The sequence below is a fragment of the Microlunatus aurantiacus genome, assembly GCF_039536605.1.
Taxonomy (GTDB): Bacteria; Actinomycetota; Actinomycetes; order Propionibacteriales; family Propionibacteriaceae; genus Microlunatus; species Microlunatus aurantiacus.
In genome coordinates, this window is record NZ_BAAAYX010000005.1 from 150,227 (window position 1) to 173,522 (window position 23,296).

Below are 23,296 nucleotides of genomic sequence, written 5' to 3' on the forward strand. Positions count from 1 at the left end.
CCGTTCACGCCCTGAGATCAGCTGCAGGTGACGGTGACGCCGTTGACGTCGTGGACCCCGGGGCCGAGCTGGGCGCACTGGCTCAGCACCGCGGTCAGCGCGACGATCGAGACGGCGGCGATGACGAGCCCGGCGACCGTGGTGACGATGCCCACGATGACGCCGATCAGGGCAGGGGTGTTCGTGAAGCCAGCCTTCTTCGACTTCCGCAGGGCCACGATGCTGACGACGAGACCGATGATCGCGGTGAAGAACGACAGCACCAGCCCGATGATCCCGAGCGTCCTGCCCGGGTCCTCCGCCGGTGGGCCCCCGTACGGCTGCTGCCCCTGCGGGGCGTAGCCCTGGGAGTAGCCCTGCTGGGGGTAGCCCTGTGGAGGATGGTTCTGCTGCGGGTAGCTCTGCTGGGGATCGCCCGGGGAGGGCTGGCCACCGGGCGGCGGGACCTGGGGATCGGACTTGAGCACTCCTCGGCCGGTAAGGGATCCGTTCTCATGGTCCCAGTGGGTCGCAGGCACCGCCAGCAGGAGTCGCGGCCGTTCGGGCCATCGTGACCGCATCGTGACGCCTCGTCTCGTCGGCCGAAGGCGAGCCGTCGGCCCCAGTAGGATCGCCGTCATGGCGCGAGTGGTGGTCGACGTGATGCCCAAACCCGAGATCCTCGACCCGCAGGGCAAGGCGGTGACCGGGGCGCTCGGCCGGCTGGGCTACAGCGGGCTGACCGTCCGGCAGGGCAAGCGCTTCGAGGTCGAGGTCGACGGTGACATCACCGACGAGCGACTGGCCGAGGTCCGCGACGCCGCCGAGAAGCTGTTCGCCAACACCGTGATCGAGACCTTCGACGTCCGGGTGGACGAGGACTGATGGCCCCGCGGATCGGTGTCGTCACCTTCCCCGGCTCCCTGGACGACCACGACGCCCTGCGCGCCGTCCGGGTCAGCGGCGCCGAGGCGGTTCCGCTGTGGCACGGCAGCGACTCGCTGGCCGGCGTCGACGCGATCATCCTGCCGGGCGGCTTCTCCTACGGGGACTACCTCCGGTGCGGGGCGATCGCCCGGTTCGCCCCGGTGATGACCGAGGTGATCCGCGCCGCCGGTGCCGGGATGCCGGTGCTCGGCATCTGCAACGGGTTCCAGGTGCTCTGCGAGGCCCATCTGCTTCCGGGGGCGCTGATCCGCAACGAGCGCCAGACGTTCGTCTGCCGGGACCAGCGGCTGCGGGTCGAGTCGGCGGACACTACCTGGACCTCGGCGTTCACGCCGGGCCAGGAGATCACCATCGTGCTGAAGAACGGCGAGGGTCGCTACCTCGCCGACACCGAGACCGTGGCCCGGCTGGAGGGGGAGGGGCGGGTCGTGTTCCGCTACCTGGACAACCCCAACGGCTCGCTGAACGACATCGCCGGTGTCTGCAACGAGCGCGGGAACGTGGTCGGGCTGATGCCCCATCCGGAGCACAACGTGGAGGCCCTCACGTCCCCCAGCCTGGACGGGCGCCCCTTCTTCGCCAGCGTGCTGGACTTCCTGGCAGAGAGAGTCTGAGCTCGCTGCGATCAGCGTGTGAGAACGGGGTGCTTCTGAGACCCTCGACTCACACACTGATCGGCCGCGGGTGCACCCTGCTCGCCCCGGTAGCGTGGGCGCGTGGCCGATACCGTCGAGAACGCAGCTTCCACTCCCGACCAGCCGCAGCCCTGGGCCGAGCTCGGGCTGAAGGAGGACGAGTACCTGCGGATCCGCGAGATCCTCGGACGTCGTCCGACCGGGGCAGAGCTGGCCATGTACTCGGTGATGTGGTCGGAGCACTGCTCGTACAAGTCCTCCAAGGTGCACCTGCGCGCGTTCGGTGAGCTGACGCAGGAGACCCCGGTCGGCAAGCTGCTGGCCGGCATCGGCGAGAACGCCGGTGTGATCGACATCGGCCAGGGCTACGCCGTCACCTTCAAGGTGGAGTCGCACAACCACCCCTCCTACGTCGAGCCGTACCAGGGCGCGGCCACCGGGGTGGGCGGCATCGTCCGCGACATCCTGGCCATGGGCGCCCGCCCGATCGGGGTGATGGACCCGCTCCGGTTCGGTCCGCTGGACGCTCCCGACACGGCCCGGGTGCTGCCTGGGGTGGTGGCCGGGGTCGGCGGCTACGGCAACTGCCTGGGGCTGCCCAACATCGGCGGCGAGGTCGTCTTCGACGCCTCCTACGCCGGCAACCCGCTGGTCAACGCCCTCTGCATCGGCGTGCTGCGGCACGAGGACCTGCACCTGGCCAAGGCGACGGGGGTGGGGAACAAGGCCATCCTCTACGGCGCCGCGACCGGGGGAGACGGCATCGGCGGAGCCTCCATCCTCGCGTCGGAGACGTTCGATGCGACCAAGCCGTCGAAGCGGCCGGCCGTGCAGGTCGGTGACCCGTTCATGGAGAAGCTGCTGATCGAGTGCACGCTCGAGCTCTTCGCCGCCAAGCTGATCACCGGCATCCAGGACTTCGGTGCGGCCGGCATCTCCTGCGCCACCTCCGAGCTGGCCGCGGCCGGCGACGGCGGCATGCACGTCGACCTCGACGTCGTACCGCTGCGGGACTCCACCTTGAGTCCCGAGGAGATCTTGATGAGCGAGTCCCAGGAACGGATGATGGCGATCGTCGAGCCCGGCGACGTGGACGCCTTCCTGGAGATCTGCCGCAAGTGGGACGTGCAGGCGACGGTGGTCGGCGAGGTCACCGACGGCGACCGGCTGATCATCGACTGGCACGGCGAGACCATCGTCGACGTCGACCCCCGCACGGTGGCGCACGACGGCCCGGTCTACGAGCGGCCGTACGCGCGTCCGGACTGGCAGGACGCCGTTCAGGCCGACGGGGTGGAGCGGCTGGCCCGCCCGTCCGGCGGCGCCGAGCTGGCCGACACCCTGCTGCGCCTGGTCGGCTCACCCAACCTGTGCGACAAGTCGTGGGTGACCGACCAGTTCGACCGCTACGTCCGGGGTGACTCCGTGCTGGCCCAGCCCGAGGACGCCGGGATGCTGCGGATCGACGCCGACACCGGCCTCGGGGTGGCGCTGGCCACCGACTGCAACGGGCGGTTCGCCTACCTCGACCCGCGGGCGGGTGCGCAGCTCGCGCTGGCCGAGGCGTACCGCAACGTCGCGGTCACCGGGGCGCAGCCGGTGGCCATCACCGACTGCCTCAACTTCGGTTCGCCGGAGGACCCGGCCGCCCTCTGGCAGTTCACCGAGGCGATCGCCGGTCTGGTGGAGGGCTGCCGCGCACTCGGCACCCCGGTCACCGGCGGCAACGTCAGCTTCTACAACCAGACCGGGGACACCGCCATCCTGCCGACCCCGGTGGTCGGGGTGCTCGGCGTCATCGACGACGTGACCGCGCGGATCCCGATCGGTTTCGGTCGGGACGGCGACGAGATCTGGCTGCTGGGGGAGACCCGCGACGAGCTGGCCGGGTCGGCCTGGGCCGACGTCGTTCACGGACACCTGGGTGGGCTGCCGCCGTCGCTGGACCTGGCCCATGAGCAGCGGCTGGCCGGTCTGCTGGTGCGGGCCGCCCGGCGCGGGCTGCTCAGCAGCGCCCACGACCTGGCCGACGGCGGTCTGGCCCAGGCCCTGGTGGAGAGCGCGCTGCGTCGTGGCATCGGCGCCAGCGTGTCGCTCGGTGAGCAGGACCCGTTCGTCGCGCTCTTCTCCGAGAGCACCGGTCGGGTGCTGGTCTCGCTGCCGGCCGACCGGACCGACGAGCTGGTCGAGCTGGCCGCGGCGCACGAGATCTCGGTCGCCAGCCTGGGCGTGACGGGTGGCGACGACCTCCGGGTCGGGGGACAGTTCACCCTCGGCCTGGACGAGATCCGGACGACCTGGCAGGCCCCGATCCCCACCGCCATGGCCGCCGCCGGTCACTGAGGCGGCGCAGGCCGACGCACCTGCCGCCGAACCCCGACCCGGCCACCCACCCCGCCGGACGCGCTGACGCCCCCTTTCACCGGTTCACGCCCCCACTGCGAGGGGTGCGTGACGGAGCGAAAGGGGGGCGTCAGTGGGTTGGTGGGAGAGGGTTCACCTCGCGGTACGGCTCACGGGGCGCCCTGCTTGACCCGGTCGGCGTACGCGGCCCGGAGCCGGTCGTTGTTCTCGTCCCCGCCGGGGATGTTGGCCGAGATCAGCACGGGCACCGGCTGATCGGCCTCCAGCAGCAGCCCGCACGCCTCGGTCACCATCATCTGGGCGATCAGCGAGCTGGTCACCGTGGAGGTGGCCAGGATCGGACCCTGCGGGGAGCCGTCGGCGGCGTCCGGCAGATCGAGGACGGCGTCACCGAACGCCCCGCAGTTGTCGATCACCACGTCGGCCAGCTCGAACAGCCGCTTGCCGCTCGGGTGTCGGGAGGTGATCTTGGTGGTGTGGTCCATGGAGGTCACCGCGATCAGCTTGTGACCGCGCTCGGTGACCAGCCGGGCCAGCTCGACGGTCGAGCCGTTGCCGCCGGAGTTGGAGCAGATCACGAAGACGTCCTCCGGCTGGATGTTGTGCACCTCGAGCAGCTGCGCGGCCAGGGTGTCGTCCCGCTCCAGGTGCGGGTCCATCACCTCGTCCACCGACTTGGGCCCGAAGAAGGCCAGGTCGGTGATCGCGATCTTGTTGGCCGGAACCAGGCCCCCGGCCCGGCCGGCGATCTCCATGGCGAAGGACCGCGAGTGCCCGGTGCCGAACACCTGCACCACGCCTCCCTTGGCCACCGACTCCGCGAGCAGGGCAGCGGCCGCCGCGATGGGCTCCTGCTGCGTCGTGACGACCTGCTGGACCGCCTCGGACAGGACGGCGGCGGCGGTCTGCTGGTTGACGCGCTCGTGGCTCATGGGTTCTCCAGTGGTCGTGTCTGTACGTGTCAATTCTTGACCCGTTCGAGGTCGAGTCGGTGGGAATCCTATTCCCTGAACGCCTTACGCTCCCACCATGGACCTCGTTCAGGCGGTACGTGACCAGTTGCCCGGAATTCGTGCCGATCTCGATGCGCTGGTCGCCATCCCGTCGATCAGCGCCGACCCGGACCGGTCGGCCGACCTGCGTCGCAGCGCGGACATGGTGGCCGCCCTGCTGACGGGCGCGGGCTGTCCAGAGGTCGAGGTCGTCGACGCCGGCGGCGGTCCGGCCGTGCTGGGCCGCTACCCCGCCCCCGCCGGTGCCCCGACCGTCTGCCTGTACGCCCACCACGACGTCCAGCCGACCGGTGACGAGACGCAGTGGACCAGCCCGCCGTTCACCGCCACCGAGCGCGGCGATCGGTTGTTCGGTCGCGGTTCCAGCGACGACAAGGGCGGGTTCGCCGTCCACCTGGCCGCCCTCCGCGCCTTCGGCGGCACGCCGCCGGTCGGGGTCACCGTGTTCGTGGAGGGGGAGGAGGAGATCGGCTCGCCGACCCTGGCCGCCATCCTGGCCGCCGAGCGGGAGCGCCTCGCCGCCGACGTCTACGTGATCGCCGACTCCGGCAACTGGGCCGTGGGCGAGCCCGCCTTCACCACCACCCTGCGGGGGCTGGCCGACTGCGTCGTGGAGGTCCGGACGCTCGACCACGCCGTCCACTCCGGGGCGTACGGGGGAGTGGCGCCGGACGCCCTGACCGCCCTGTGCCGGCTGCTGGCCACGCTGCACGACGACCGGGGCGACGTCGCCGTGGCCGGGCTCCATCACGGAACCGGCCCCGACCTGGTCTACCCGCCCGAGAGGCTGCGCGCCGAGTCGGGCGTGCTGGAGGGGGTCGACTACCTCGGCAGCGGCTCCGTCGTGGAGCGGCTGTGGAACAGGCCGGCTCTGGCGGTGATCGCCCTCGACACCACCTCGGTCGCCCAGGCGTCCAACACCTTGATCCCGAGCGCCCGCGCCAAGATCAGCCTGCGGGTCGCTCCCGGCGACGACGCCCGCCGAGCCCTCCGGTGCCTGCGCGAGCACCTGGAGACCCACACGCCCTGGGGTGCGCGGGTGACGGTCACCGACGGGGACACCGGCGAACCGGCCGAGATCCCCTTCAGCGGCCCCGTGGCCGAAGCCGCCCGGGCGGCGTACGCGACGGCGTGGGGTCGGGAGCCGGTGCTGATCGGTCAGGGCGGCTCCATCCCGCTGGTCGCGGAGTTCGCCGACGCCTTCCCCGAGGCGGCGATCCTGGTGACGGCGGTCGGCGACCCGGACTCCCGGCCGCACGGCATCGACGAGTCCCTGCACCTGGGTGACTTCGCGGCGGCCTGCGTGGCCGAGACGCTCTTCCTCGCCGAGCTGGCCGACCGCCTCACCTGACGCCTGCCCGCACCTCCACGCCGTTTCTTTGCTCGCCGCCCGGCGCTGCGCCCTGCCCGGCGCTGCGCCCTGCCGCCTGCTGTGTGAACTTTCCGTCAGATGGCGCGAATCCGGGTGCTGACGGTTTCGGGCGCACGAGAAGCCGTCGAGTGACGGAATGTTCGAGTGTGGGCACCCCGCTGCGCACGAGAAGCCGTCGAGTGACGGAATGTTCGAGTGTGGGCACCCCGCTGCGCACGAGAAGCCGTCGAGTGACGGAATGTTCGAGTGTGGGCACCCCGGCGCGCACCAGAAGCCGTCGAGTGACGGAATCTTCAGGCACCAGGCACAGGCACCAGGCACCAGGCACCAGGCACCAGGCACCAGGCACCAGGCACCAGGCACCGGGCACCGGGCACCGGGCACCGGGCACCGGGCACCGGGCACCGGGCACCGGGCACCGGGCACCGCTGGCGACGTCGCGGACGCCCCGCGTCTGTCACCACCAACTCGCCAGGCCCAGTAGTAGTTGACCTATAGGTCGAGAACGAGCTACGCTTTTTCTGTAACTCAGAGTCAAGAACTCGAACCTCGACCAAGGAGCACCCGCATGACCACACTGCACGGAGCCGTCGTCCTCGTCACCGGAGCGAACGGAGGCATCGGCACCCACTTCGTGCACGACGCCCTCGCCCGGGGCGCCGCCAAGGTGTACGCCACCGCCCGCCACCCGCGCACCTGGGACGACGAGCGCGTCGTGCCGTTGACCCTCGACGTGACCGACCCAGCGTCGATCGCCGCCGTGGTGGACGCCGCCTCCGACGTCACGGTGCTGATCAACAACGCCGGCATCGCGACGTCGAGCTCCGGCATCCTCGAGCACACCGACGAGGAGATCCGCGCCAACGTCGAGACGAACTTCCTGGGCCCGCTGTTCCTGGCCCGGGCCTTCGCCCCGCTGCTGGTCGGTCGGGAGCACGCGGCGATCATCGACGTCCACTCCGCTCTGAGCTGGTACGCCGTCGCCGGGATCTACAGCGCGACCAAGGCCGCCCTCTGGTCGGCCACCAACTCGCTGCGGCTGGAGCTCGCCCCCAAGGGTGTGCACGTCGTCGGCGTCCACGTCGGTTGGGTGGACACCGCGATGGCCGCGCACGCGACCGACGCCAAGGTCGATCCGGCCGATCTGGTCCGCGACGTCTACGACGCCCTCGAGGCCGGCCGCTTCGAGGTGCTGGCCGACGAGACCTCGGTCCAGGCCAAGGCCGGCCTCAGCGCGCCGGTGGAGGCGGTCTACCCGCAGCTCCAGGCTGCCGCGGCCTGATCCCGCCCGCGTCCGGACGTGATCCGGCCCCGCGTCCGGACCTGATACGGTCCCGCGTCCGGACGTGATCCGGACCTGATCCGGTCCCGCGTCGGACCCGATCCGGCCTGCGAACCTGCGCCCAACCGCGGTCCGAGCGGGCGGATCAGACCAGTCGGTCCGTGGGCGCAGCCCGGCAGTGGCCAAGATCATGAAACGCCTTCTGAATCGAGTCAGACCACAGCGGACCAGTTGACTAGACTGAGGGATGGATCTGCTCGATGCGGATCCAGGCAATGGCGCCTCCATACGAACTCTCGATGGAGGAGAACTCATGTTGGAGTCCTTCAACGCCGCACGTACGCGGCGCACCCAGGCTCGTCGTGCCCGGCTGGAGCGTCAGCAGCTCCAGGCCGACCTGGCGAGCTTCACCACGGACGCGGATCGCTTCGACCTCGAAGCGATGCTCGATCGTCACTCCCAGCAGCAGACGCTGGAGATCCGGCGGCTGCTGGCCCACCAGGCCGTCAGCTGACCTGAACCGACGGCGGGGGCGCCGGCCGATGGCCGGTGCCCCCGCCGTCCCGGGTCTGCCGCGCGACCACGACGCCGGCCGTCGGCTCCGGAGGGACCCGACGCACGATCGTCACCTGAGGATGCGAGCATTTCGCTGTGTCCGACGACAACGCGCCCGCCCAGACCATCGCGTACCCCGCGCCCGGCGCCCGGCCCCGGCACAACCGGGAGCCGGCTCTGCCGCCCCACGTGATCGTCCTCTTCGGCGCCACCGGCGACCTCTCCCGCCGCAAGCTCATCCCCGGCCTGGCCCACCTGGCCCTGTCGGCGCTGGCCCCGGACATCCAGGTGGTCGGCACCTCCCTGGAGGAACTGGACGACGATCAGTTCCGCGCCTTCGCCAAGGAGTCGCTGGACCAGTTCAGCCACCGCGCCCTGACCACCGAGCAGTGGGAGCTCTTCGCCTCCCGGCTGCACTACGTGCCCCAGGGGCGGGGGGCCGAGGGGCTGGCTGCCGCCGTCACGGCCGCCGAGCACGAGCTCGGCGGGACCGCTCCGCGGCTGCACTACCTGAGTGTCCCGCCGGTCGCGGCGCCCGCCGTGATCAAGATGATCAAGGACGCCAACCTGGTCGAGCACTCCCGGGTGGTGATGGAGAAGCCGTTCGGCACCGACCTGCGGAGCGCGGTCGAGCTGAACGCCGGTCTGCACGAGACGTTCCGTGAGCGGCAGATCTTCCGGATCGACCACTTCCTGGGCAAGGAGGCGGCGCAGAACATCCTCGCCTTCCGCTTCGCCAACGGCCTGTTCGAGCCGATCTGGAACCGCAACTTCATCGACCACATCCAGATCGACATCCCCGAGACCCTCGGCCTGGACAAGCGGGCGATGTTCTACGAGTCGACCGGGGCGTACAAGGACATGGTGGTCACCCACCTGTTCCAGGTGCTCGCCTTCGTCGCCATGGAGCCGCCCACCGCGCTGGAGCCGTTCGCCATCAGCGAGGAGAAGAACAAGGTCTTCCGCTCGCTGTTGCCGATCAACCCCCGCGACGTCGTCCGCGGTCAGTACGCGGGCTACCGCGACGAACCGGGTGTGGCCCCGGACTCCGACACCGAGACCTTCATCGCGCTCAAGTGCGGGCTGGACAACTGGCGCTGGGCGGGCGTGCCGTTCTACCTCCGCACGGGCAAGCGGATGGCCGAGGGTCAGCGGATCATCTCCATCGCCTTCAAGGAGGCGCCGCGGAGCATGTTCCCGGCCAACTCCGGCGTCGGCTCCCAGGGGCCCGACCACCTCACGTTCGACCTGGCCGACGAGTCGAAGGTGTCGCTGTCGTTCTACGGCAAGCGCCCGGGACCGGGCATGCGGATGGAGAAGCTGTCGATGCAGTACTCCACCGACGAGACCTCCTACGCCGCCGACGTGCTGGAGGCGTACGAGCGGTTGATCATGGACGCGATGCGCGACGACCACACCCTGTTCACCACCGCCGAGGGCATCGAGAGCCTGTGGGACCGCTCGATCCCGCTGCTGGAGGACCCGCCGCCGGTGAAGTCCTACCCGGCGGGCAGCTGGGGCCCGAACTCCATCCACCAGCTCGTCGCGCCGAGCGCGTGGCGACTGCCCTTCGAGCGGGGCTGGCGACAGAAGAGCAAGGGCTGACCCGGGGCCGTACCCGCCGGTCAGGTGGACCCACCCTCGCGGGGTGGGCTCACCTGGGCGTCTCGTGTCGGCCGGCTCAGACCAGACCGGTCAGACCGCTCACCGAGGCGTAGTGCGTGTTCGTGATGGGGTTCAGGGAGCGGCCGCGGCCGTCCTCGCCGTAGCGGTAGTGGCTGGCCCCGGACTCCGTGGTCAGGTAGTACCAGCCGGCCGCGAGGGCCGAGCCCTGGATCATCGACGGGGCGGCGAAGCTCGAGGTGCGCCCCGACGACAGGTTGACCACCGTGATCGTGCTCGCCTTGGTCCGACCGTACGAGCGGCTGTAGATGACCCGCCCGTTGCTGAAGGACGCCCCCTGTACCTGGCTGGGGGTCGTCATCGAGGCGATGGGCTTCGCGCTCAGGTTGCCCGTCGCGGTGATGTTGTAGCGGTACATGGTGCCGGACGTGTTGATGTCCGTGGTGTGCCGACCGACCCACAGGTCGCCGGCGCGCACGGTGACGTAGGAGCTGGTCTCCACCCGGAACGCCTTGTCCCAGGTGAGGTACTGGTGGGGCTTCGCGGCGGCCAGCCGGCTCAGCGAGTAGCGGTAGACCCAGGACAGGCCGTTGACCGACGTGCTGGACACCCACAGGTACTTGCCGTGGACCACGGCGCCGCCGGCGTGGCCGCCGACCATCGTGACCCACTTCCGCTCGGTCTGGTTGCCGAGCCGGTTGCGCACCGAGATCAGGGCCTTGGCCCCGGTGTCGTCCTCGTCGTAGTACGTGGTGATCAGGGCGTCCTTGGCGGACCAGTACGCGAGCCCCTGCGGGATGTAGTTGCTGAGGTGGCCGATGGCCGGGCCCGACCAGAAGCGGCTGTTGTAGGTCGGGTAGGCCGACTTGCCGGGGTAGTCGCCCGGATCGGCCCGCGCCGCCGCCGGTGCGACGAGCGCGGCCAGCAGAGCGGCCAGGGTGACGACGAGCAGGCGGCGCAGGGTGGTCGCGAGGCGATGACTGGTGGTCCGCACAGGGATCTCCTTCAGGGGAGCGACGGGTGAGGGGGCAGACCCTGCCACACCCGCCGGGTCACGCCACCAGGTCGCCGGCCACCCGCAGGAACCCGTCGGCGGCCGAGGGCCCGATGTTCTCACCCAGGCAGTAGGTCCGGTAGGCGCGTCGCCGCTCGGCCAGCGGGTCGTCACCGTGCAGGTGGTCGAGCGCGGAGTCGAGCGTGCTCAGGTCCGGTTCGATCACGTACGCCACCCGGGCCGTCGGGAACTCGGCCAGGAACTCCTCCCCGCCGTTCTGCACCGCGCACATGGCGAACGGCTTGCCCGAGGCGAGGAAGTCCGAGGCCACCGAGGACACGTCGGTGATCAGCGCGTCGCTGTGGTTGAAGCAGGCCGGGATGTCCCACTCCTTCTCGGCCGGCGCACCCCAGACGTGCTGCCGGCCGCTGGCGGTCCGGTCGGCCGCGAGCAGCTCGTGGATGGCGGCGATGCGCGCCGCATCCGTACGGTCGTTGTAGGACAGGGGATGCGGTCGGAAGACCACCGTGGAGCCCCGCTCCAGCACGGCCTTGATCATGGTCAGCCCGTTGGGCAGCGAGCTGTAGTTGGTGCTGGGGCGGCCACCCTTCCACGTCGGGGCGTAGAGGATCGTGCGGGGCGTCCCGGCTGGCAGCGGCTCGTCGGCGACCATGATCGACTCGATCTGCGGGCGCCCGACGATCGCGAAGCGGCCGGGCGGCACCTCGATGCCGTGGGCGGCGTAGCGATCCACCCCCTGTTGACCGGAGACGAACAGCTTGTCGTACGTGGCGTGCCGCGGGTGGTAGTTGGCCTGCTTGTCGGAGTCTCCGTGGTTCAGCCAGACGTGGGTCATCTGGTAGCGCTGGAAGGTGGCGTTGGCCGCGCTGCCCTGGACGTAGAACGCGGCCTTCATCGACGGCACCACCATCGAGTCCAGGTGGTCCGACATCTTCTTGTCCGTCCGCGGGACCAGGATCGGGGCCTTGGTCAGCCGGGCGATCTCGGCCACCGTGGCCGGGTTGCGGGTGATCACCACGTACGGCTTCCCCAGCCGCTCCAGGTACGGCAGCCACATGCCCAGCTGGTACCGGGCGCCCTGCACGGTGGCGTAATAGACGACGAAGGCCGGGGCGTACGCCCGTAGCGCCGCCGGGGTGTCGCGTTCGATCCGCTTGCTCGCCTCGGTCGCCCGCAGGGCGTGCACCGTGGTGAGCAGGGTCGGCGGCACCGTGGCCAGGGCGGGCAGCAGCAGGGTCCAGCCGGGCGCGCCGAGCGCGGCCAGCAGGGCCGCGACCAGCACGGCGAGCACGTTGCCGGCCGCGATCCAGCCGGCCGAGAGCGGGGCCTTCGGCACCGGCTTGACCCCGGGCAGGTGGCGGACGATCACCTTGGTGGTGCCCAGCAGCGTCTTGACCAGCGGCTCGGCCATGACCAGCAGCAGCAGGACCGCCAGACCGGTCCAGGCGGCGGCGACCTCGAGAGCACCCGCATCGGGGCGCCGGTGCAGGAACAGACCACCGACAGCGACCACCAGGAGCAGCCGGACACTGACGAAGTAGCCGAGTAGACCGGCCTTGGGCCGGGGGTAGAAGTCCGACCAGCGACGGGCCAGGATGCCGACCAGCGCAGCGAGCCCGGCCAGAGCGCCGACGGCCCGGATCGTCGTGCCGTCCGCGGCGAGCAGCACGCAGGCCGAGACGACCGCCCCGAGGTTGATCACGTTCCGGACGGCGAAGTCGCCGAGCGCGGCCCGGAGCCGACGGACCCGGTGCTTCACCGACGACCCCGACGACCGGGAGGAACCGGGGGACCGCGTAGACATGGCGACGACCCTAACGGCCACAGCCCCGTCCGCCGGGGACCGTCGCGCCGCGGCGCGACGTCGGTCCCGGCGCGGTCGACGCGATAGCATGAGGCAGTGCCAGACTCAGCGGGCTCGCTCCCGGGCCGACAGTCCTCGAGCTCGTCTCCGACTCGTGCCCCGGGCTCGCCTCCGCTGCGACGCGCGGACGGTCGCCTGAACCACGACCTCGATCCCCACGACCGCGGACCGCAGGACGCCTGCGGCGTGTTCGGCGTCTGGGCCCCCGGCGAGGAGGTCGCCAAGCTCAGCTACTTCGGTCTCTACGCGCTGCAGCACCGGGGCCAGGAGTCGGCCGGGATCGCGGTGAGCAACGGGTCCCAGATCATGGTCTTCAAGGACATGGGTCTGGTCTCCCAGGTCTTCGACGAGTCCACCCTGAGCTCGTTGCGCGGTCATTTGTCCATCGGCCACGCGCGCTACTCCACCACCGGTGCTTCCGTCTGGGCCAACGCCCAGCCGACCTTCCGCCCCACCGCCACCGGCGGCATCGCGCTCGGTCACAACGGCAACCTGACCAACACCCTCGAGCTGCAGAGCTGGCTGACCGAGCGGGACGCCCAGGAGGGCTCGCTGGTGCCGGGGGCGCTGTCCCACGAGGCGACCAACGACACCTCGCTGGTCACGGCCCTGCTGGCCACCTACTCGGGCTACACCATCGAGCAGGCGGCGATGGAGGTCCTGCCGCACCTGAAGGGCGCGTTCAGCCTCGTCTTCATGGACGAGGAGACGCTCTACGCGGCCCGCGACCCGCAGGGGGTCCGGCCGCTGGTGCTGGGCCGGTTGGAGCGCGGGTGGGTGGTGGCCAGCGAGACGGCCGCACTGGACATCGTGGGCGCCTCCTACGTCCGGGAGGTCGCGCCCGGCGAGCTGATCTGCATCGACGCCGACGGACTGCGCAGCAGCAGGTTCGCCGAGGCCGACCCCAAGGGCTGCCTGTTCGAGTACGTCTACCTGGCCCGCCCCGACACGATGATCAACGGCCGTCGGCTGCACTCGGTCCGGGTCGAGGTCGGCCGCACGCTGGCCAAGGAGTACCCGGTCGAAGCCGACCTGGTCATCCCGGTGCCGGAGTCGGGCACCCCGGCGGCGATCGGCTACGCCGAGCAGTCGGGGATCCCGTACGGGCAGGGCCTGGTCAAGAACTCCTACGTCGGCCGGACCTTCATCCAGCCCAGCCAGACCATCCGGCAGCTGGGCATCCGGCTCAAGCTCAATCCGCTGCGGGACGTGATCGCGGGCAAGCGGCTGGTGGTGGTGGACGACTCGATCGTCCGCGGCAACACCCAGCGGGCCCTGGTCCGGATGCTGCGGGAGGCCGGCGCGACCGAGGTGCACGTACGGATCTCCTCGCCGCCGGTGAAGTGGCCCTGCTTCTACGGGATCGACTTCGCCAGCCGGGCCGAGCTGATCGCCAACGGGCTGTCGGTCGACGAGATCTGTCGCTCGATCGGCGCGGACTCGCTCAGCTACGTCAGCCTGGAGGGTCTGGTCGAGGCCACCGAGTCCGGCATCGACCAGCTCTGCCGGGCCTGCTTCGACGGCGTCTACCCGATCGAGCTCCCCCTGGCCGAGCGGTTGGGCAAGCACGTGCTGGAGACCGAGCCCGCCCAGCGCACCGGCGACGACGGTCTGGTCACCGCGAGCACGGGAGCAGGAGCCGCAGATGCCCTCGCCCGCCCCTGACCGTCTCCGTGGTCGCGCTGCGCGCACCGCGGCCGGCGGCTCCACCACGTCGCGCGCGTTCGTCGCGTTCCCGGACGACGAGCAGGTCGCCCGGAAGCGCTCCTGCACTCCCGAGAGGCTGTGCTCGTGACCGGTACCGATAGCTCTGGACCTTCGGCGTACGCGGCGGCCGGGGTCGACATCGAGGCCGGCGACCGGGCGGTCGAGCTGATGAAGGAGTGGGTCGGCAAGACGCGCCGGCCCGAGGTGCTGGGCGGTCTGGGCGGTTTCGCCGGGCTCTTCGACGCGGCTCCGCTGGCCAAGCTGGCGCACCCCGTGCTGGCCACGTCGACCGACGGCGTCGGCACCAAGGTGGCCATCGCCCAGGCGATGGGGATCCACGACACGATCGGGTTCGACCTGGTCGGCATGGTGGTCGACGACCTGGTCGTGTGCGGGGCCGAGCCGCTGTTCATGACCGACTACATCGCCTGCGGCAAGGTCGTCCCGGAGCGGATCGCCGCCATCGTCAAAGGCATCGCCGAGGCCTGCGTCCAGGCCGGCTGCGCGCTGGTCGGCGGCGAGACCGCCGAGCACCCCGGGCTGCTGGAGCCTGACGAGTACGACGTCGCCGGCGCCGCCACCGGTGTGGTGGAGCGGGACGCGATCCTCGGCCCGGACCGGGTCCGACCGGGGGACGTGGCCATCGCCATGGCCTCCTCGGGACTGCACTCCAACGGCTACTCCCTGATCCGTCACGTCTTCTTCCGCGAGGCGGGGTGGGCGCTGGACCGCGAGGTGGCCGAGCTGGGCCGGACCCTGGGCGAGGAGCTGCTGGAGCCCACCCGGATCTACAGCCTGGACTGCCTGGCGCTGATCGGGGCGTCCGAGGTGCACGCCATGAGCCACGTGACCGGGGGCGGGCTGGCGAACAACCTGGCCCGCGTCGTGCCCGAGTCGGTCCGGGTGCGGATCGACCGGGCCAGCTGGACGCCGCCGCCGGTGTTCGACCTCGTCGCGACAGTGGGCTCGGTGCCCCGTGCCGACCTGGAGGCGACGCTGAACGTCGGGGTCGGGATGGTCGCGCTGGTGCCGCCGGAGTCGGTCGACGCCGCCCTGCGGACGCTGGCCGACCGGGGCCTGCCGGCCTGGGTCTGCGGTGAGGCCGAGGTGGCCGGATCCGAGGTCGGTGACCGCGTCGTCGTGGAGGGCCGGCACCCGGCTCGCTGAAACGATCCGACGCCGCCGCGGGTTCGCCCGTCTCGCGACCGGGTCGCTACTTGCAGCATTGCTCCGATTGGGTAGCCTTTGCCCCACGACTGTTCATTCATCCTGCGCCGTGGCTGAGCCAGCGGCAGACGACAAGTGCGAGGGGGTCGACCCGACATGGGGCGCGGCCGTGCGAAGGCAAAGCAGACCAAGGTGGCCCGGGAGCTGAAGTACCGCTCCGTCGACACCGACTTCACATCCTTGGAGCGTGAGCTGCGAGGTCCGGAGACCGGGCACGAGATCCCCCCGGGCTACGAGGACCTCGCCGAACGTCACAGCGACGACGATGACGGTGACGACAAGTACGGCGACCTGCGCAAGTCGGGGTAATCCCGCCACGCGAACTACCGGGGCAATAGCCTGGGTGGCATGAGTCAGAACCCCTACTCCGCTCCCGACTCCGAGGGTGGCAAGCCCTCCGACTCGCACGAGCCGGAGGACTACGTCTCGACCTCCGACGCCGACGACAGCCAGGCGTCTGCTTCGACCGGTTCGTCCCTGGACGCACCGGTCGATCAACCTCAGGGTCACTACGCGCCGCCGCGCACCTCCGACGCCCCGTCGTACGGTTCGTCGTCCCAGGGATCGGCGAGCTCGTACGGTTCGGCGTCGGACCCCGGTGGCCAGCCGTCCCAGTCGGGCGCGTACGGCCAGGCTCCCGGCCAGGGCCAGCCGCCGGCGTACGGGCAGGGATCGGGCTACGGTCAGCAGCCACCTCCCGGGTACCCGCCGACCGCCCAGAGCGGTCAGTCGGCCTCCGACCCGTACGGGCAGCCACAGGGCTATCCGCCCAGCGCCCAGAGCGGACAGTCGGCCTCCGACCCCTACGGACAGCCGCAGGGCTACCCGCAGCAGGGCTACGGGCAGCAGCCGCCGCCCTATCAGCAGCAGCCGCCGCAGAGTGGGCAGTCCGCCTCCGACCCGTACGGGCAGCCGCAGGGCTACCCGCAACAGGGCTACCCCCAGCAGGGCGGCCAGCCGCCGCAGGGTTACCCGCAGCAGGGCTACCCCCAGCAAGGTGGGCAGCAGGGCTACGAGCAGCAGGGCTACGGCCAGCAGGGCTACGGCCAGCAGGGCTACGGTCAGCCCCAGCAGCCGGGCTACCCGCAGCAGCCGGGCTACCCGCCGGCCGGCTACCCGCAGCAGTACCAGGGCCAGCAGGCCCCCCTGTCACCCAGCGACGAGCGGCTGTGGGCGACCCTCGCCCACATCTCCATCCCGTTCTTCGGGCTGGTCGGTCCGCTGATCGCCTACCTGGTGTTCAAGGACCGCAGCCCCTGGTTGAAGGAGTCGACGACCGAGGCGCTGAACTTCTCGATCCTCTACACCATCGCCCAGGTGGTCAGCTCGCTGCTGACCCTGGTGGTGATCGGCGGGATCCTGCTGCCGCTGATCGGCATCGCCGCCCTGGTGCTCTGCATCATGGCCGCCATCGCCTCCAACAAGGGCGAGCAGTACAAGTACCCCGTCAACTGGAGGCTCGTGAAGTAACCCGTCCTGCTAGGACGCAGCAGTGGTGCTCGCCCGCGCCTTTGGCTGCTCGTTCGTCGCGACGCAACACCGGACGACAAGCGTGTCCGGTGTTGCGTCGCTCCTGCACTTCACGGCCGCGCGGGCTTGCGCTCCACTGGCGGCCTCACAACTGCGCGGGCTTGCGCTCCGCTCCGCCTACAGACAGTCGTGGTGACGCATGCTTGAGCACGTGACCTGGGAACCGGACATCCTCGACGGGTTCGAGTCGCTCGAGATCGGCTTGCCGGAGGCGGCGCGGGCGCCGGGGGAGCCGGCGGACACCGAGGTGGTGGCGACGCTGGTGCGGCGGGCGGGGGGTGAGCGGTCGCGGCACGCCGTACTCTTCGTGCACGGGTGGAACGACTACTTCTTCGCCACCCACGTGGCCGACGTGCTGTCCGAGGCCGGGTTCGCGTTCTACGCCATCGACCTGCGCCGGTACGGGCGGAGTCTGCGGCTGGGTCAGCTGCGCGGGTTCATCGCCGACCTGACCGAGTACGACCAGGAGCTGTCAGCGTCCGCCGACCTGATCGCGGCGGACCACGAGGAACTGACCCTGCTGGGCCACTCCACCGGTGGCCTGACCGCCACGCTGTGGGCGGCCGACCACCCCGAGCGGGTGGCCGGGGTGATCCTCAACTCCCCGTGGCTGGATCTGCAGGGCTCGGCCATGGTGCGGGCGCTCGGTGGCCCGGTGATCGACGCGGTCGGCGGCAACCGGCCGACGGCGGTCATCCCGCTGCCGGACTCCGGCTTCTACGCCCGGACCATCCACCTCAGCCAGGAGGGGGAGTGGGACTACGACACCGAGCTGAAGACGAGCCCGTCCCCGGCGATCCGGGTCGGCTGGCTGCGCGCGGTGCTGCAGGGCCACCAGAAGGTCGCCGCGGGTCTCGGGCTGCCGATGCCGGTGCTGGTGATGACCTCGTCCCGGACGGACTTCGCGCGCAAGTGGCACGAGGGGCTGCGCGAGGCCGACACGGTGCTCGACGTCGAGCAGATCGCCCGCCGGGCCACCAGGCTCGGACGGCACGTCACGATCGTCAGGTTCGAGGGTGGTCTGCACGATCTCTTCCTGTCCCGCCGGGACGTGCGCGAGCAGGTTTTCGACGAGCTGCGCCGCTGGTCAGGGGCATACCTGACGGGCGCTGGTCCGGTGCTTTCGGATGCTGGTCTTTGATCCCGCCGGGGGCCCTGATTGAATGACACCGTGACTGAGATGCCGCACGTAGTCGTCATCGGTGGTGGGTTCGCCGGTCTGTCGGCGACCGAGACCCTCGCCAAGGAGGGTTTCCGGGTGACGCTGATCGACCGCCACCCCTACAACACCTTCCAACCCCTGCTCTACCAGGTGGCGACGGGAGGTCTGAACGCCGGTGACGTGACCTACTCGCTGCGCTACTTCAGCGCGCGCTACCGCAACGTCAACTTCCGGCGGACGACGGCGATCGGGCTCGACCACGAGAAGCGGGAGGTGCTCTGCGACGACGGCGTCAACATCGCGTACGACTACCTCATCATCGCCAACGGCATCACCACCAACCACTTCGGCATTCCCGGGGCGGCGGAGTACAGCGTCTCCATGTACACCCGGGCCGAGGCGCTGCGGGTGCGGGACATGATCTTCGGTGGCATCGAGACCATCGCCGGCATGTCCGAGGAGCACACCGGCGGGTTCACCATTGTGGTCGTCGGCGGCGGCGCCACCGGTGTCGAGATCGCCGGTCAGCTCGCCGAGCTGAAGAGCCACGCGGTCCCGGTGGTGTGGCCCGAGCTCAACCCCGCGCTGATGCACGTGGTGCTGGTCGAGATGGGTCCCGCCCTGCTCGCCCCGTTCGACGACAAGCTCCGCCGCTACACCCTGCGCGAGCTGGTCAAGCGCGGCGTCGACGTCCGGCTGAAGACCGCCATCTCCGAGGTGCACGCCGACCGGGTGGACTTCAAGGGCGGTCAGACCATGCAGGCGGACCTGGTGATCTGGGCCGCCGGGGTGTCGGGCTACCCGCTGCTGCGCGACTGGGGTCTGCCCATCGGTCGCGCGGGTCGGATCGAGGTCAACTCCGACCTGAGCTCCATCAACGACGACCGCGTGTTCGCCGTCGGCGACGCCTCGGTCATCGTGGACAACCCGCTGCCGCAGCTGGCCCAGCCGGCGCTGCAGACCGGCAAGCACGCCGCCCAGCAGATCACCCGGATCCACCTGGGTCAGCCGACGGTCCCCTTCGAGTACTACAACAAGGGCACCATGGCGACCATCGGTCGGGCCGACGCGGTCGTGCAGATGCCCAACGGGCTCAAGCTCACCGGTCTGTTCGCCTGGCTCGGCTGGATCGCCCTGCACATCATGTTCCTGCTGGGCAGCCGCAACCGGATCCAGACCCTGATCAACCTGGCCGTGCGCTACTCCGGTCTCGGACGCTCGGGTGTGATCGTCGGAGACGTGGCGGAGACACCGCGCCTGAAGGCGATCAAGCAGAAGTAGCGGGTCCCGGTCGTGGACGACACCTGGTGGCGGACGGCCGTCATCTACCAGGTGTATCCACGGTCGTTCGCCGACTCCGACGGTGACGGGGTCGGCGACCTGCCGGGCATCACGGCGCGGCTGACGTCCCTGGCCGCCCTCGGTGTCGACGCGGTCTGGCTGTCGCCCTTCTTCGCCTCGCCGCAGGTCGACGCCGGCTACGACGTCAGCGACTACTGCGACGTCGACCCCGTCTTCGGCTCGCTCGACGACCTGGACGCGCTGCTGGCCCGCGCCCATGACCTGGGCCTGAAGGTGATCGTCGACCTGGTGCCCAACCACACCTCCGACCAGCACCAGTGGTTCCGGGCCGCCCTGCGCGACGGCCCGGGCTCGGCCGCCCGCGCGCGCTACCACGTCACCGACGACCCTCCGGACTGGCAGTCGGTCTTCGGTGGGCCGGCCTGGACCCGGCTGCCGGACGGCCAGTTCTACCTGCACCTCTACGACCCGGCCCAACCCGACCTGAACTGGTCCGACGCCGGCGTCCGCGCCGAGTTCGAGCAGATCCTGCGGTTCTGGTTGGACCGTGGCGTCGACGGGTTCCGGGTCGACGTCGCCCACGGCCTGGTCAAGGACCCGCGCTACCCGCCGTACGCAGGCAGCCCGCTGGGTCTGCTGGCGAAACGCGACGCGCCCTACTGGGACCAGGAGGCGGTGCACGACATCTACCGCTCCTGGCGGGCGATCCTGGACGGCTACACGGCCGCCGACCCGGGCCGGCCACGGATCCTGTGCGGCGAGGCCAACGTCGCCGTGGACCGCGCGATCCGCTACGTCCGACCCGACGAGCTGCACCAGACCTTCAACTTCCCGTACCTGCAGACCCCGTGGGAGCCGGTCGCGCTGCGCCGGGTGATCGAGGAGTCCCTGGCCGCGTACGGCAGTGTCGGCGCCCCGTCGACCTGGGTGCTGTCCAACCACGACGTGGTCCGGCACGCCAGCCGCTTCGGCTACCCGGCCGACGCGCAGCCGCGGATGGGCGTCGGCGTGGACGACCCGCAGCCCGATCCCGTCCTCGGGCTCCGGCGGGCGCGGGCGGCGGTCCTGCTGATGCTGGCGCTGCCAGGCTCGGCCTACCTGTACCAGGGGGAGGAGCTGGGTCTCCCGGAGCACACCACGATGCCCGACGACGCGCGTCAGGACCCGAACTGGGAGCGGTCCGGGCACACCGAGCGCGGTCGCGACGGCTGCCGGGTGCCGCTGCCGTGGCTGGCCGGGGTCGACGGCCTGGGCTTCACCGACGGGGTGCCCTGGCTGCCGCAGCCCGAGGAGTTCGACGCCCTGGCCCGCAACCGGCAGGAGGAGGAGTCCGGCTCGACCCTGCGTCTCTACGTGGGTGCGCTGGCGTTCCGGCGCAGCCTCGGGCTGGCCACGGGCGTGCTCCGGTGGTGCAGCGAGCCCCAGAGCGCCGTGCTGGACTTCGCCTCGGCCGGGATCCGGGTCACCGTGAACCTGGGCGCCGCTGCCGTGCCCCTGCCCGACGAGGCGGAGGTGCTGCTGGCCAGCGAGCCGCTGTCGGCCTGGCAGCTGGAGCCGGACGTCGCCGTGTGGTGGCGACCGGTCGGCCCCGATCCGGTCAGGTCGCCTCAGGCGTAGCGGCCGGCCACCGCCTCCGCCTCGGCCCCGTAGCCGGCGCCGTGGGTGACGGCGTGCACCAGCAGCGGGTGGAGCTGGTGCAGTCCGATCAGCCCCTGCCAGCCGGGTCCGACTCCGGCGGCCCCGGCGTACGCGGCGCTGATCGTGCCCAGCTCGGGGGCGCCGAACAGGTGCAGCATGGCCAGGTCGGTCAGGCCGTGACCCCCGTGCGCCGCGGGGTCGATCAGCGTCACCCCGGTAGCGGTGAAGATCACGTTGCCGGCCCACAGGTCACCGTGGATCCGGGCGGGCGGGCGGTCGTCGTCGAGCTCGCCGGCACGGAGGCGGTCCGCCACCCGCTCGACCAGGCGACGCCCGCGCGGGCTGAGGTTCCCGATCCTGGTGGCGGCGTCGGCGTACGGGAGCAGTCGTTGCTCGGCGTAGAACGTGCCCCAGCGGTCGGTCGGGCGCAACGACAGCGGTTGGGTACCGATGTAGCCGTCGCCGGTCCAACCGTCCGGCGGGGCACCGTACGCGGGCGCTCCCGCGGCGTGCGTCGTGGCCAGAGCCGTGCCGAACTCGGCGGCGGCGCGTCGGGTGGGGCGGGCCGGAACGAGCCGGGGCAGCACCAGCTGATCCGGAGTCACCTCGAGCACCTCGACCACGGACGCCGACCCCGGCCCGGCGGCGGCGAGCCAGCGCAGACCGGCGGCCTCGACCAGGTAGGCGTCGGGGGCCGCCGGACGGGACTTGGTGAAGCGGTCCGGCACCGACCCGTCAGACCGCGAGGGTGCCGCGCACGATGGAGTTGCCCGAGTGGGTGGGGGCGCCGCCCGGCTCCTCGTCGGAGACGTCGACCACGGGGTAGCGGGAGACGTCGATCCCGTTCGGCACGGGGAACCGCTCGTCGTCGCGGGCCATCAGACCCACCGGGGTCATCGCCGAGGCGTCCCGGTTCATCAGCCAGACCTGCTGGACGCCGTCGACGGGCCGACCGGTGGTGATCTTCACCACGAGCCAGCGGCGGCCGTCGGCGTCCTGCTCGAGGGTGGCCTCACCGCCGGCCCCCGACCACGCGGGCAGCGCGTTCAGCGGAACTGCGGAGATCACCGTCTCGGCTCCCGGGCGGAGCTGCTGCCAGGCGAGGGTGCCGCCGACGCCGGCGAGCAGGGCCAGGACGGCGGCCAGGGCCAGACTCAGCACCCGACGCCGTGCGGGCCGTGGCTGTTCCGCTAGGTCCTGTCGTTCCGGCCCTGACGTCGGCTCGGGGTCGGTGGTCCGGACCAGGGTCAGCGGCGGCAGGGCCGACGCCTCGGTCGGCGGCAGCAGGTCGGAGGAGAAGTCCGCGTCGAACCCCAGCTGAGCCCGGATCCGGTCCCACACCTCCGGACTGGGCGTCTCCAGGGTGAAGTGGTCGGAGATGGTGCGACCGACCTGCGACAGGTGACCGAGGTCGGTCACCTCCTGACCGCACGCGGCGCACCGGGCGATGTGGTCCAGCTCTTCGGCCGAGGCCGCGTCGCGCTCGCCGAGGGCGACCAGCGCCAGCACCTCAGGATTCGTATGCATCCGGTATCACCTCCATCCGGTTCCTCATCTTGATCAAGCTCCGACGTATGTGGCTCTTCACCGTGCCCGGTGGCAGCTGGAGACGCTCCGCGATCTGGGTGTGGGTGAGGTCCTCGAAGAACGCCAGCCGCAGCACCTGTTGCGGCACCTTGTCGAGCTTCGCGATCTCCTCAGCGATCACCAGCTGCTGGGCCACGTCCACGGGCAGGCTGTCGGTGGTGACGGTGTTGCTGGCCACCTCGTTCTGGATGCGACGCTGGCGACCCCGGGAGGCGTGCGCGTCGACGATCTTGTTGCGGGCGATGCCCATCAGCCAGGTCGGCAGCTTGGCCCGCTCCGGCTGGTAGCGCTCCCGTCCCTTCCAGGCGGCGATGAACACCTGCTGCAGCACGTCCTCGGCTTCGGTCACGTCGCCCAGTGAACGGAGGGCCACGGTGTAGACGAGCGGGGAGTACCGCCGGTAGAGCTCCTCCAGGGCCAGCTCGTCACCGTCGGAGAACCGCTGCGCGAGGTCGACGGGATCGTCGGGTCGCGTTGCCACAGCGATGCCCCC

The 23,296-nt window shown here is 71.0% G+C and carries 21 protein-coding genes; 14 read left to right on the plus strand and 7 right to left on the minus strand.

The annotated features are described in order from the left end of the window. Positions 1–17 precede the first annotated feature (17 nt). On the minus strand, positions 18–467 hold the full coding sequence (locus ABD714_RS11165) for a DUF4190 domain-containing protein (protein WP_344812418.1): 450 nt from the start codon (positions 465–467) through the stop codon (positions 18–20). A gap of 151 nt (positions 468–618) precedes the next feature. Here ABD714_RS11165 and purS point away from each other — a divergent pair, with 151 nt between their 5' ends. From purS to purL, 3 genes are all read left to right on the plus strand, one after another. Beyond that, positions 619–864, plus strand: coding sequence for a phosphoribosylformylglycinamidine synthase subunit PurS (purS, locus tag ABD714_RS11170; protein ID WP_425562381.1), 246 nt, complete (start codon positions 619–621; stop codon positions 862–864). Then, a complete protein-coding gene (gene purQ / locus ABD714_RS11175) occupies positions 864–1,541 on the plus strand; it encodes a phosphoribosylformylglycinamidine synthase subunit PurQ (protein ID WP_344812419.1) in 678 nt (225 codons plus the stop codon). Before purS ends, purQ begins: the two co-directional genes overlap by 1 nt. A gap of 102 nt (positions 1,542–1,643) precedes the next feature. After that, positions 1,644–3,905 (plus strand): phosphoribosylformylglycinamidine synthase subunit PurL, encoded by a 2,262-nt coding sequence (gene purL, locus ABD714_RS11180; RefSeq protein ID WP_344812420.1) that lies wholly within the window; start codon positions 1,644–1,646, stop codon positions 3,903–3,905. 170 nt (positions 3,906–4,075) lie between these two features. Here purL and ABD714_RS11185 read toward each other — a convergent pair whose 3' ends face one another. Next, positions 4,076–4,858 carry a sugar isomerase domain-containing protein gene (locus tag ABD714_RS11185; protein WP_344812421.1) on the minus strand — a complete coding sequence of 261 codons (783 nt, stop codon included), beginning with the start codon at positions 4,856–4,858 and terminating at the stop codon, positions 4,076–4,078. A 97-nt stretch (positions 4,859–4,955) separates the two neighbouring features. Here ABD714_RS11185 and ABD714_RS11190 point away from each other — a divergent pair, with 97 nt between their 5' ends. The 4 genes from ABD714_RS11190 to zwf all read left to right on the plus strand — a co-directional run bounded on the left by ABD714_RS11190 (position 4,956) and on the right by zwf (position 9,753). Then, a complete protein-coding gene (locus tag ABD714_RS11190) occupies positions 4,956–6,290 on the plus strand; it encodes a dipeptidase (RefSeq protein WP_344812422.1) in 1,335 nt (444 codons plus the stop codon). Between the two features lie 589 nt (positions 6,291–6,879). Next, the gene (locus ABD714_RS11195; RefSeq protein ID WP_344812423.1) at positions 6,880–7,593 is read left to right on the plus strand and encodes an SDR family oxidoreductase; all 714 of its coding nucleotides are present in this window, start codon (positions 6,880–6,882) and stop codon (positions 7,591–7,593) included. Between the two features lie 247 nt (positions 7,594–7,840). Then, a complete protein-coding gene (locus tag ABD714_RS11200; RefSeq protein ID WP_344812424.1) occupies positions 7,841–8,107 on the plus strand; it encodes a hypothetical protein in 267 nt (88 codons plus the stop codon). Positions 8,108–8,244: 137 nt separating this feature from the next. After that, a complete protein-coding gene (gene zwf, locus ABD714_RS11205; protein WP_344812425.1) occupies positions 8,245–9,753 on the plus strand; it encodes a glucose-6-phosphate dehydrogenase in 1,509 nt (502 codons plus the stop codon). A 76-nt stretch (positions 9,754–9,829) separates the two neighbouring features. Here the strand turns inward: zwf and ABD714_RS11210 are convergent, their stop codons facing one another. Next, positions 9,830–10,765: a hypothetical protein gene (locus ABD714_RS11210; protein WP_344812426.1), complete on the minus strand. Its 936-nt coding sequence runs from the start codon at positions 10,763–10,765 to the stop codon at positions 9,830–9,832. A 58-nt stretch (positions 10,766–10,823) separates the two neighbouring features. Further along, positions 10,824–12,590, minus strand: coding sequence for a CDP-glycerol glycerophosphotransferase family protein (locus ABD714_RS11215; RefSeq protein ID WP_344812427.1), 1,767 nt, complete (start codon positions 12,588–12,590; stop codon positions 10,824–10,826). A 246-nt stretch (positions 12,591–12,836) separates the two neighbouring features. Between ABD714_RS11215 and purF the strand changes: the two genes are divergently transcribed. The 7 genes from purF to ABD714_RS11250 all read left to right on the plus strand — a co-directional run bounded on the left by purF (position 12,837) and on the right by ABD714_RS11250 (position 21,195). Next, positions 12,837–14,315 (plus strand): amidophosphoribosyltransferase, encoded by a 1,479-nt coding sequence (gene purF / locus ABD714_RS11220; protein ID WP_425562382.1) that lies wholly within the window; start codon positions 12,837–12,839, stop codon positions 14,313–14,315. A gap of 126 nt (positions 14,316–14,441) precedes the next feature. Beyond that, entirely contained in the window at positions 14,442–15,524 is a 1,083-nt protein-coding gene (gene purM / locus ABD714_RS11225; protein WP_344812428.1) for a phosphoribosylformylglycinamidine cyclo-ligase, read from the plus strand. A gap of 156 nt (positions 15,525–15,680) precedes the next feature. Continuing rightward, on the plus strand, positions 15,681–15,893 hold the full coding sequence (locus ABD714_RS11230) for a DUF3073 domain-containing protein (protein ID WP_344812429.1): 213 nt from the start codon (positions 15,681–15,683) through the stop codon (positions 15,891–15,893). 39 nt (positions 15,894–15,932) lie between these two features. Beyond that, entirely contained in the window at positions 15,933–17,054 is a 1,122-nt protein-coding gene (locus tag ABD714_RS11235; RefSeq protein WP_344812430.1) for a DUF4870 domain-containing protein, read from the plus strand. Positions 17,055–17,265: 211 nt separating this feature from the next. Beyond that, a complete protein-coding gene (locus ABD714_RS11240) occupies positions 17,266–18,255 on the plus strand; it encodes an alpha/beta hydrolase (protein ID WP_344812431.1) in 990 nt (329 codons plus the stop codon). Between the two features lie 39 nt (positions 18,256–18,294). After that, the gene (locus tag ABD714_RS11245; protein ID WP_344812432.1) at positions 18,295–19,557 is read left to right on the plus strand and encodes an NAD(P)/FAD-dependent oxidoreductase; all 1,263 of its coding nucleotides are present in this window, start codon (positions 18,295–18,297) and stop codon (positions 19,555–19,557) included. A 12-nt stretch (positions 19,558–19,569) separates the two neighbouring features. Continuing rightward, on the plus strand, positions 19,570–21,195 hold the full coding sequence (locus ABD714_RS11250) for a glycoside hydrolase family 13 protein (RefSeq protein WP_344812433.1): 1,626 nt from the start codon (positions 19,570–19,572) through the stop codon (positions 21,193–21,195). Here the strand turns inward: ABD714_RS11250 and ABD714_RS11255 are convergent. From ABD714_RS11255 to ABD714_RS11265, 3 genes are read right to left on the minus strand one after another with little or no spacing between them, the layout of a single operon-like run. Then, positions 21,186–21,944, minus strand: a complete 759-nt coding sequence (locus tag ABD714_RS11255) for a fructosamine kinase family protein (protein ID WP_344812434.1) — start codon at positions 21,942–21,944, stop codon at positions 21,186–21,188. The genes ABD714_RS11250 and ABD714_RS11255 overlap by 10 nt on opposite strands. Positions 21,945–21,951: 7 nt before the next feature. Further along, on the minus strand, positions 21,952–22,743 hold the full coding sequence (locus tag ABD714_RS11260) for an anti-sigma factor (protein WP_344812435.1): 792 nt from the start codon (positions 22,741–22,743) through the stop codon (positions 21,952–21,954). After that, positions 22,727–23,284, minus strand: coding sequence for an RNA polymerase sigma factor (locus ABD714_RS11265; RefSeq protein WP_344812436.1), 558 nt, complete (start codon positions 23,282–23,284; stop codon positions 22,727–22,729). Before ABD714_RS11265 ends, ABD714_RS11260 begins: the two co-directional genes overlap by 17 nt. Positions 23,285–23,296: the final 12 nt, after the last annotated feature.

Bases quoted from the DNA above. Each gene is read 5' to 3' on its own strand.
- ABD714_RS11200 (WP_344812424.1), top strand. From the start codon at position 7,841: ATGGATCTGCTCGATGCGGATCCAGGCAATGGCGCCTCCATACGAACT.
- ABD714_RS11230 (WP_344812429.1), top strand. From the start codon at position 15,681: ATGGGGCGCGGCCGTGCGAAGGCAAAGCAGACCAAGGTGGCCCGGGAG.
- purS (WP_425562381.1), top strand. From the start codon at position 619: ATGGCGCGAGTGGTGGTCGACGTGATGCCCAAACCCGAGATCCTCGAC.
- ABD714_RS11245 (WP_344812432.1), top strand. From the start codon at position 18,295: ATGCCGCACGTAGTCGTCATCGGTGGTGGGTTCGCCGGTCTGTCGGCG.
- ABD714_RS11215 (WP_344812427.1), bottom strand. From the start codon at position 12,590: ATGTCTACGCGGTCCCCCGGTTCCTCCCGGTCGTCGGGGTCGTCGGTG.
- ABD714_RS11260 (WP_344812435.1), bottom strand. From the start codon at position 22,743: ATGCATACGAATCCTGAGGTGCTGGCGCTGGTCGCCCTCGGCGAGCGC.
- purQ (WP_344812419.1), top strand. From the start codon at position 864: ATGGCCCCGCGGATCGGTGTCGTCACCTTCCCCGGCTCCCTGGACGAC.
- ABD714_RS11190 (WP_344812422.1), top strand. From the start codon at position 4,956: ATGGACCTCGTTCAGGCGGTACGTGACCAGTTGCCCGGAATTCGTGCC.
- ABD714_RS11195 (WP_344812423.1), top strand. From the start codon at position 6,880: ATGACCACACTGCACGGAGCCGTCGTCCTCGTCACCGGAGCGAACGGA.
- ABD714_RS11185 (WP_344812421.1), bottom strand. From the start codon at position 4,858: ATGAGCCACGAGCGCGTCAACCAGCAGACCGCCGCCGCCGTCCTGTCC.
- ABD714_RS11235 (WP_344812430.1), top strand. From the start codon at position 15,933: ATGAGTCAGAACCCCTACTCCGCTCCCGACTCCGAGGGTGGCAAGCCC.